Annotated in this window: 8 protein-coding genes and 3 pseudogenes; 7 read left to right on the forward strand and 4 right to left on the reverse strand. The window is 67.9% G+C overall.

What is annotated here, in order from left to right; genetic code table 11:
* Positions 1-251 precede the first annotated feature (251 nt).
* The 5 genes and pseudogenes from D3874_RS30980 to D3874_RS27655 all read left to right on the forward strand — a co-directional run.
* A pseudogene (locus D3874_RS30980) lies at positions 252-595 on the forward strand (acyl-CoA dehydrogenase family protein); the annotation flags it as partial.
* 114 nt (positions 596-709) lie between these two features.
* A complete protein-coding gene (locus D3874_RS30985) occupies positions 710-1207 on the forward strand; it encodes an acyl-CoA dehydrogenase family protein (protein WP_233560441.1) in 498 nt (165 codons plus the stop codon).
* Positions 1153-1446 carry an acyl-CoA dehydrogenase family protein gene (locus tag D3874_RS30990; RefSeq protein WP_233560438.1) on the forward strand — a complete coding sequence of 98 codons (294 nt, stop codon included), beginning with the start codon at positions 1153-1155 and terminating at the stop codon, positions 1444-1446. The genes D3874_RS30985 and D3874_RS30990 overlap by 55 nt, the downstream gene beginning before the upstream one ends.
* Before the next feature lie 164 nt (positions 1447-1610).
* Positions 1611-2918 (forward strand): CaiB/BaiF CoA transferase family protein, encoded by a 1308-nt coding sequence (locus tag D3874_RS27650; protein WP_199699405.1) that lies wholly within the window; start codon positions 1611-1613, stop codon positions 2916-2918.
* On the forward strand, positions 2903-3511 hold the full coding sequence (locus tag D3874_RS27655) for a hypothetical protein (protein WP_119782908.1): 609 nt from the start codon (positions 2903-2905) through the stop codon (positions 3509-3511). The genes D3874_RS27650 and D3874_RS27655 overlap by 16 nt, the downstream gene beginning before the upstream one ends.
* Positions 3512-3604: 93 nt before the next feature.
* On the opposite strand, the pseudogene D3874_RS27660 reads toward D3874_RS27655, so the two are convergent.
* Positions 3605-3934, reverse strand: a pseudogene (locus tag D3874_RS27660) (lipoyl protein ligase domain-containing protein); the annotation flags it as partial.
* Here D3874_RS27660 and D3874_RS27665 point away from each other — a divergent pair.
* Positions 3935-4279, forward strand: a pseudogene (locus tag D3874_RS27665) (lipoyl protein ligase domain-containing protein); the annotation flags it as partial. It abuts the pseudogene before it with no gap.
* A 271-nt stretch (positions 4280-4550) separates the two neighbouring features.
* Positions 4551-4718, forward strand: coding sequence for a hypothetical protein (locus D3874_RS28905; protein ID WP_158596264.1), 168 nt, complete (start codon positions 4551-4553; stop codon positions 4716-4718).
* 391 nt (positions 4719-5109) lie between these two features.
* Here D3874_RS28905 and D3874_RS27670 read toward each other — a convergent pair whose 3' ends face one another.
* The 3 genes from D3874_RS27670 to D3874_RS32595 all read right to left on the reverse strand — a co-directional run bounded on the left by D3874_RS27670 (position 5110) and on the right by D3874_RS32595 (position 7634).
* Positions 5110-6273: a CaiB/BaiF CoA transferase family protein gene (locus tag D3874_RS27670; RefSeq protein WP_119775981.1), complete on the reverse strand. Its 1164-nt coding sequence runs from the start codon at positions 6271-6273 to the stop codon at positions 5110-5112.
* Between the two features lie 166 nt (positions 6274-6439).
* Complete coding sequence (locus D3874_RS27675; protein ID WP_456306461.1) at positions 6440-7528, reverse strand: acyl-CoA dehydrogenase; 1089 nt, start codon at positions 7526-7528, stop codon at positions 6440-6442.
* Positions 7458-7634, reverse strand: a complete 177-nt coding sequence (locus D3874_RS32595) for a hypothetical protein (protein ID WP_456306462.1) — start codon at positions 7632-7634, stop codon at positions 7458-7460. The genes D3874_RS27675 and D3874_RS32595 overlap by 71 nt, the downstream gene beginning before the upstream one ends.
* Positions 7635-7906 lie beyond the last annotated feature (272 nt).

Here is a 7906-nt window from a genome sequence, read left to right on the forward strand (position 1 = left end):
CCCTGGTGAAACTGCCCAGGCGCGCCGCCGCCTCGAAGGCGACGAGCAGCCCCAGCGGCGGAATCAGGCGGCGCCGGCCATGAGTCATGCGCTCAGCTCATCTTGTATTGGCGGATTTTGGCAAATTCGCCGGGGCGAGTCGACCAGGTTCATTACCAGTCCGCATGAACTTGATACGCGATCATCGATTGCCCGAGACTGGGCGACGGCGCATGTTCACGGGCCATACGCGCGGATCATCGGAGCGAGCAATGAGTGCAGCAAAAGCCAAGGCGGCCTTCGTCTGGGAGGACCCGTTCCTGCTCGAGGAGCAATTGTCCGAGGACGAGCGCCTGGTGCGCGATTCGGTTCGCGCCTATGCCCAGGACAAACTGCTGCCCCGCGTCGTCTCGGCCTTCGCGCAAGAGCGCTTCGATCGCGAGATCATGAACGAGATGGGCGAGTTGGGCTTCCTCGGCTCGACCATCCCAGCGAATACGGCGGCGCCGATGCCTCCTATGTCGCCTACGGCCTGGCGGCGCGGGAGGTGGAGCGGGTCGATTCCGGCTATCGCTCGGCCATGAGCGTGCAGTCGTCCCTGGTCATGCACCCGATCCATGCCTATGGCGACGAGCGCCAGCGCAAGGCCTATCTGCCCAAGCTCGCGACCGGCGAATGGATCGGCTGCTTCGGCCTGACCGAGCCCGACCACGGCTCCGATCCCGGCGGCATGCGCACCCGCGCGACCAAGGTCGCCGATGGTTACCTGCTGAACGGCGCCAAGATGTGGATCACCAATTCGCCGATCGCCGACCTCGCCGTGGTCTGGGCCAAGTCGGAAGCCCATGACAACGCCATCCGCGGCTTCATCGTCGAACGCGGCATGAAGGGCTTCTCGACGCCCAAGATCGAAGGCAAGCTCTCCCTGCGCGCCTCGATCACCGGCGAGATCGTGCTGGACGGCGTGGTGGTGCCGGAAGAAAACCTGCTGCCCAACGCCTCGGGCCTGGGCGGGCCGTTCGGCTGCCTGAACCGCGCGCGTTACGGCATTTCCTGGGGCGCCATGGGCGCCGCGGAAGCCTGCTGGCACGCGGCCCGGCAATATACCCTGGACCGCAAGCAGTTCGGCCGGCCCTGGCCCAGACCCAGCTCGTGCAGAAGAAGCTCGCGGACATGCAGACCGAAATCACGCTCGGCCTGCAGGGTTCGCTGCGCGTTGGCCGCCTGATGGACGAGGGCAAGGTCCTGCCCGAGGCGATCTCGTTGATGAAGCGCAACAATTGCGGCAAGGCCCTGGATATCGCCCGGGTCGCCCGCGACATGCACGGCGGCAACGGCATCTCGGGCGAATACCATGTCATCCGCCATGCCATGAACCTGGAAACCGTGAACACCTACGAAGGCACCCATGACGTCCACGCCCTGATCCTGGGCCGGGCGCAGACCGGCCTCCAGGCGTTTTTCTGAAATCTCCCTCTCCGCCGCTTGCGGGGGAGAGGGAAGGGGCCATTGCGCCAGCAATGGGAAGGGTGAGGTGGTCGGTGGGATGGATCGTGTCTCATGCCGACCACCCACCTCACCCAACCCTCCCCCCTGAAGGGCGGAGAGGGCTTTCGGCGGAGTAATCAAGAATGTCCCAACCACCCCTGGCCGGCCTCAAGGTGATCGAACTGGCGCGCATCCTGGCCGGGCCGTGGGCGGGGCAGGTGCTGGCCGACCTGGGGGCCGACGTGATCAAGGTGGAGAAGCCGGGCGAGGGCGACGACACCCGCGGCTGGGGCCCGCCCTTCGTCACCGACGCGGACGGCAATTCCCTGGGGGCCGCCTATTTCCATGCCTGCAACCGGGGCAAGCGGTCGATCGCCGTCGATATCGCAACGGCGCAGGGCCAGGCGGTGGTGCGCGATCTGGTGCGCGGCGCCGACGTGCTGATCGAGAACTTCAAGGTCGGCGGCCTGGCCAAATACGGCCTCGACTATGCCTCGCTGCAGGCGATCAACCCGCGCCTGGTCTATTGCTCGATCACCGGCTTCGGCCAGACCGGGCCTTACGCCGCCCGCGCCGGCTACGACTTCATGATCCAGGGCCTGGGCGGCATCATGGACCTGACCGGCGACCCGGCGGGCGAGCCGCAGAAGATCGGCGTCGCCCATGTCGACCTGTTCACCGGGCTCTACGGCGTGATCGCGATCCAGGCGGCCCTGATCGAGCGGCAGCGCTCGGGCCTGGGCCAGCATCTGGACCTGGCCCTGCTCGATACCCAGGTCGGCGTGCTGGCCAACCAGGCCTTGAACTTCCTGGTCTCGGGTACCAGCCCGCGCCGGCTCGGCAACGCTCACCCTAATATCGTGCCCTATCAGGTCTTCGCCGTGGCCGACGGTCACCTGATCATCGCGGTGGGCAATGACGGGCAGTTCCGCCGCTGCTGTCAGGTCATCGGCCTGCCCGCCCTGGCGGACGATGCGCGCTATCGCACCAACCGCGACCGCATCGCCAACCGCTCGGCACTGATCGCCGCCATGGCCGCGCCTATTGCGGCTTTCGCCCGCGACGACCTGCTCGCGGCCCTCGAACAGGCCGGCGTCCCCGCCGGGCCGATCAACACGGTGGCCCAGGTCTTTGCCGATCCCCAGGTGGTTCACCGCGAAATGCAATTGACCCTGCCGCTGGAGGCGGGAAGCGTGCCGGGGTTCGGACCCCCATCGTCATGTCGCGCAGCCCGCTGGTCCTGGACCGGCCGTCGCCCCGCCTGGGCCAGCATACGGACGAGATCCTGGCCGCGCGGGAGAGGTGACGGGGACCGCACCGGCCGCGTAAAATTAATCCTGGCGCGCGCAGAACGCAGGGAACCCACTTGCGACGGTCGGGTTGACGCGGGCAAGGGCAATTGCGACATACGGCGGGTGGCGGCCGTGGAGCCTCGATGTATCGATTTCTGACATGGGCGGTGGGGGTGATCGCGGCGGCGACGGTGATCGGCGCGATCGGCTACGATCTTTCGACCGAACGCATCGCCCGCGCCTATGCGGCGAGCGCGCCGGTATCCGTGCGCCCGGCCGGCGAGATCTCCAACGATGGCGTCGAGCGCCTGGTGGTGATCCCGCTGCTGCCCGTCGAGGCTGCCCGCACCCCCATCCACACCGTGTCCGGCGGCCCGCTGGCCGAGCCGTCGCGGGAAGAGATGGGTTATGCCATGCGCCTGGTCGGCGCGGTGCCGCCGCCGGGCGACGAGGTTTCGGCCGCGGCGATGGTCGAGATTCCGCCCAATATCGTCCGCCGCCTGGCCGGCGGCATTGCCTGGATCACGGTCTGGGCCCGGGCGGACCGCGCCCGGCCGGCCACGACCTTTGCCATGTCGCTGTCGATCGACGGCGGCTTCAAGGGCTGGCACCGGTTCCCGCTAGTCGCCTCCAGCTATGAAAGCTACGGCTTTGGCGTGCCGGTCCCGGCGGATGCGGTGGGCAAGGCGGTGCGGGTGCTGATCCTGCCGATACCGACGGCAAGGGAGCTGCGATCTCGGTCAGCCATCTGATCGTCGACCGGGTGCTCAAGCCCGGCGAACCCGAACCCCCGACCGAATCGAGCCCGGCCGCGGCGCCGGCCGCGCCCGTGGTGCCCTGAGGTATCAGCGCGTCGGGCTCAGCCCGAAGATCTCCTCGAAGGTCTCGGCCAGGGCGACATCGACATCGGCCATGGTCACCGGCAGCCCCAGGTCGACCAGCGAGGTGACGCCGTGCTGGCTGATGCCGCAGGGCACGATGCCGTCGAAATGCGTAAGGTCGGGTTCGACGTTCAAGGACAGGCCGTGAAAGGTCACCCAGCGGCGCACGCGCACGCCGATGGCGCCGATCTTGTCTTCGCGCGGCATCGGCCCGCCGTCGTTGCGCACGACCCAGACGCCGACGCGGCCGTCGCGCATCTCGCCCTTGACGTTGAAGCGTGCCAGCGTCTCAAGCTGGAAAAATGGATGATCGCGGCGCTGGCCCGCTTCAACGTCAAGGGCGAGATGCGCGACGGCCGCGTCGGCGTCTGGGTCGTGCGCAACGACGGCGGGCCGATGCCGCGCGAAGACAAGATCGGCGCCATCGGCGTGCGCGTGCGCCGCTGGGTGACCTTTCACGGCCTGTCCTTGAACGTCGAACCCGACCTTACGCATTTCGACGGCATCGTGCCCTGCGGCATCAGCCAGCACGGCGTCACCTCGCTGGTCGACCTGGGGCTGCCGGTGACCATGGCCGATGTCGATGTCGCCCTGGCCGAGACCTTCGAGGAGATCTTCGGGCTGAGCCCGACGCGCTGATACCTCAGGGCACCACGGGCGCGGCCGGCGCCGCGGCCGGGCTCGATTCGGTCGGGGGTTCGGGTTCGCCGGGCTTGAGCACCGGTCGACGATCAGATGGCTGACCGAGATCGCAGCTCCCTTGCCGTCGGTATCCGGCAGGATCAGCACCCGCACCGCCTTGCCCACCGCATCCGCCGGGACCGGCACGCCAAAGCCGTAGCTTTCATAGCTGGAGGCGACTAGCGGGAACCGGTGCCAGCCCTTGAAGCCGCCGTCGATCGACAGCGACATGGCAAAGGTCGTGGCCGGCCGGGCGCGGTCCGCCCGGGCCCAGACCGTGATCCAGGCAATGCCGCCGGCCAGGCGGCGGACGATATTGGGCGGAATCTCGACCATCGCCGCGGCCGAAACCTCGTCGCCCGGCGGCGGCACCGCGCCGACCAGGCGCATGGCATAACCCATCTCTTCCCGCGACGGCTCGGCCAGCGGGCCGCCGGACACGGTGTGGATGGGGTGCGGGCAGCCTCGACGGGCAGCAGCGGGATCACCACCAGGCGCTCGACGCCATCGTTGGAGATCTCGCCGGCCGGGCGCACGGATACCGGCGCGCTCGCCGCATAGGCGCGGGCGATGCGTTCGGTCGAAAGATCGTAGCCGATCGCGCCGATCACCGTCGCCGCCGCGATCACCCCCACCGCCCATGTCAGAAATCGATACATCGAGGCTCCACGGCCGCCACCCGCCGTATGTCGCAATTGCCCTTGCCCGCGTCAACCCGACCGTCGCAAGTGGGTTCCCTGCGTTCTGCGCGCGCCAGGATTAATTTTACGCGGCCGGTGCGGTCCCCGTCACCTCTCCCGCGCGGCCAGGATCTCGTCCGTATGCTGGCCCAGGCGGGGCGACGGCCGGTCCAGGACCAGCGGGCTGCGCGACATGACGATGGGGGTCCGAACCCCCGGCACGCTTCCCGCCTCCAGCGGCAGGGTCAATTGCATTTCGCGGTGAACCACCTGGGGATCGGCAAAGACCTGGGCCACCGTGTTGATCGGCCCGGCGGGGACGCCGGCCTGTTCGAGGGCCGCGAGCAGGTCGTCGCGGGCGAAAGCCGCAATAGGCGCGGCCATGGCGGCGATCAGTGCCGAGCGGTTGGCGATGCGGTCGCGGTTGGTGCGATAGCGCGCATCGTCCGCCAGGGCGGGCAGGCCGATGACCTGACAGCAGCGGCGGAACTGCCCGTCATTGCCCACCGCGATGATCAGGTGACCGTCGGCCACGGCGAAGACCTGATAGGGCACGATATTAGGGTGAGCGTTGCCGAGCCGGCGCGGGCTGGTACCCGAGACCAGGAAGTTCAAGGCCTGGTTGGCCAGCACGCCGACCTGGGTATCGAGCAGGGCCAGGTCCAGATGCTGGCCCAGGCCCGAGCGCTGCCGCTCGATCAGGGCCGCCTGGATCGCGATCACGCCGTAGAGCCCGGTGAACAGGTCGACATGGGCGACGCCGATCTTCTGCGGCTCGCCCGCCGGGTCGCCGGTCAGGTCCATGATGCCGCCCAGGCCCTGGATCATGAAGTCGTAGCCGGCGCGGGCGGCGTAAGGCCCGGTCTGGCCGAAGCCGGTGATCGAGCAATAGACCAGGCGCGGGTTGATCGCCTGCAGCGAGGCATAGTCGAGGCCGTATTTGGCCAGGCCGCCGACCTTGAAGTTCTCGATCAGCACGTCGGCGCCGCGCACCAGATCGCGCACCACCGCCTGGCCCTGCGCCGTTGCGATATCGACGGCGATCGACCGCTTGCCCCGGTTGCAGGCATGGAAATAGGCGGCCCCCAGGGAATTGCCGTCCGCGTCGGTGACGAAGGGCGGGCCCCAGCCGCGGGTGTCGTCGCCCTCGCCCGGCTTCTCCACCTTGATCACGTCGGCCCCCAGGTCGGCCAGCACCTGCCCCGCCCACGGCCCGGCCAGGATGCGCGCCAGTTCGATCACCTTGAGGCCGGCCAGGGGTGGTTGGGACATTCTTGATTACTCCGCCGAAAGCCCTCTCCGCCCTTCAGGGGGAGAGGGTTGGGTGAGGTGGGTGGTCGGCATGAGACACGATCCATCCCACCGACCACCTCACCCTTCCCATTGCTGGCGCAATGGGCCCCTTCCCTCTCCCCCGCAAGCGGCGGAGAGGGAGATTTCAGAAAAACGCCTGGAGGCCGGTCTGCGCCCGGCCCAGGATCAGGGCGTGGACGTCATGGGTGCCTTCGTAGGTGTTCACGGTTTCCAGGTTCATGGCATGGCGGATGACATGGTATTCGCCCGAGATGCCGTTGCCGCCGTGCATGTCGCGGGCGACCCGGGCGATATCCAGGGCCTTGCCGCAATTGTTGCGCTTCATCAACGAGATCGCCTCGGGCAGGACCTTGCCCTCGTCCATCAGGCGGCCAACGCGCAGCGAACCCTGCAGGCCGAGCGTGATTTCGGTCTGCATGTCCGCGAGCTTCTTCTGCACGAGCTGGGTCTGGGCCAGGGGCCGGCCGAACTGCTTGCGGTCCAGGGTATATTGCCGGGCCGCGTGCCAGCAGGCTTCCGCGGCGCCCATGGCGCCCCAGGAAATGCCGTAACGCGCGCGGTTCAGGCAGCCGAACGGCCCGCCCAGGCCCGAGGCGTTGGGCAGCAGGTTTTCTTCCGGCACCACCACGCCGTCCAGCACGATCTCGCCGGTGATCGAGGCGCGCAGGGAGAGCTTGCCTTCGATCTTGGGCGTCGAGAAGCCCTTCATGCCGCGTTCGACGATGAAGCCGCGGATGGCGTTGTCATGGGCTTCCGACTTGGCCCAGACCACGGCGAGGTCGGCGATCGGCGAATTGGTGATCCACATCTTGGCGCCGTTCAGCAGGTAACCATCGGCGACCTTGGTCGCGCGGGTGCGCATGCCGCCGGGATCGGAGCCGTGGTCGGGCTCGGTCAGGCCGAAGCAGCCGATCCATTCGCCGGTCGCGAGCTTGGGCAGATAGGCCTTGCGCTGGCGCTCGTCGCCATAGGCATGGATCGGGTGCATGACCAGGGACGACTGCACGCTCATGGCCGAGCGATAGCCGGAATCGACCCGCTCCACCTCCCGCGCCGCCAGGCCGTAGGCGACATAGGAGGCATCGGCGCCGCCGTATTCGCTGGGATGGTCGAGCCGAGGAAGCCCAACTCGCCCATCTCGTTCATGATCTCGCGATCGAAGCGCTCTTGCGCGAAGGCCGAGACGACGCGGGCAGCAGTTTGTCCTGGGCATAGGCGCGAACCGAATCGCGCACCAGGCGCTCGTCCTCGGACAATTGCTCCTCGAGCAGGAACGGGTCCTCCCAGACGAAGGCCGCCTTGGCTTTTGCTGCACTCATTGCTCGCTCCCGATGATCCGCGCGTATGGCCCGTGAACATGCGCCGTCGCCCAGTCTCGGGCAATCGATGATCGCGTATCAAGTTCATGCGGACTGGTAATGAACCTGGTCGACTCGCCCCGGCGAATTTGCCAAAATCCGCCAATACAAGATGAGCTGAGCGCATGACTCATGGCCTGGGCCGCCGCCTGATTCCGCCGCTGGGGCTGCTCGTCGCCTTCGAGGCGGCGGCGCGCCCTGGGCAGTTTCACCAGGGCCGCGGCCGAATTGAA

Source organism: Oleomonas cavernae, from assembly GCF_003590945.1.
Taxonomy (GTDB): Bacteria; Pseudomonadota; Alphaproteobacteria; order Zavarziniales; family Zavarziniaceae; genus Zavarzinia; species Zavarzinia cavernae.

Bases quoted from the DNA above. Each gene is read 5' to 3' on its own strand.
- D3874_RS28905 (WP_158596264.1), top strand. From the start codon at position 4,551: ATGGCAAAGGTCGTGGCCGGCCGGGCGCGGTCCGCCCGGGCCCAGACC.
- D3874_RS27655 (WP_119782908.1), top strand. From the start codon at position 2,903: ATGTATCGATTTCTGACATGGGCGGTGGGGGTGATCGCGGCGGCGACG.
- D3874_RS32595 (WP_456306462.1), bottom strand. From the start codon at position 7,634: ATGAGTGCAGCAAAAGCCAAGGCGGCCTTCGTCTGGGAGGACCCGTTC.
- D3874_RS27670 (WP_119775981.1), bottom strand. From the start codon at position 6,273: ATGTCCCAACCACCCCTGGCCGGCCTCAAGGTGATCGAACTGGCGCGC.
- D3874_RS27675 (WP_456306461.1), bottom strand. From the start codon at position 7,528: ATGCCCAGGACAAACTGCTGCCCGCGTCGTCTCGGCCTTCGCGCAAGA.
- D3874_RS30985 (WP_233560441.1), top strand. From the start codon at position 710: ATGCGCACCCGCGCGACCAAGGTCGCCGATGGTTACCTGCTGAACGGC.
- D3874_RS30990 (WP_233560438.1), top strand. From the start codon at position 1,153: ATGCAGACCGAAATCACGCTCGGCCTGCAGGGTTCGCTGCGCGTTGGC.
- D3874_RS27650 (WP_199699405.1), top strand. From the start codon at position 1,611: ATGTCCCAACCACCCCTGGCCGGCCTCAAGGTGATCGAACTGGCGCGC.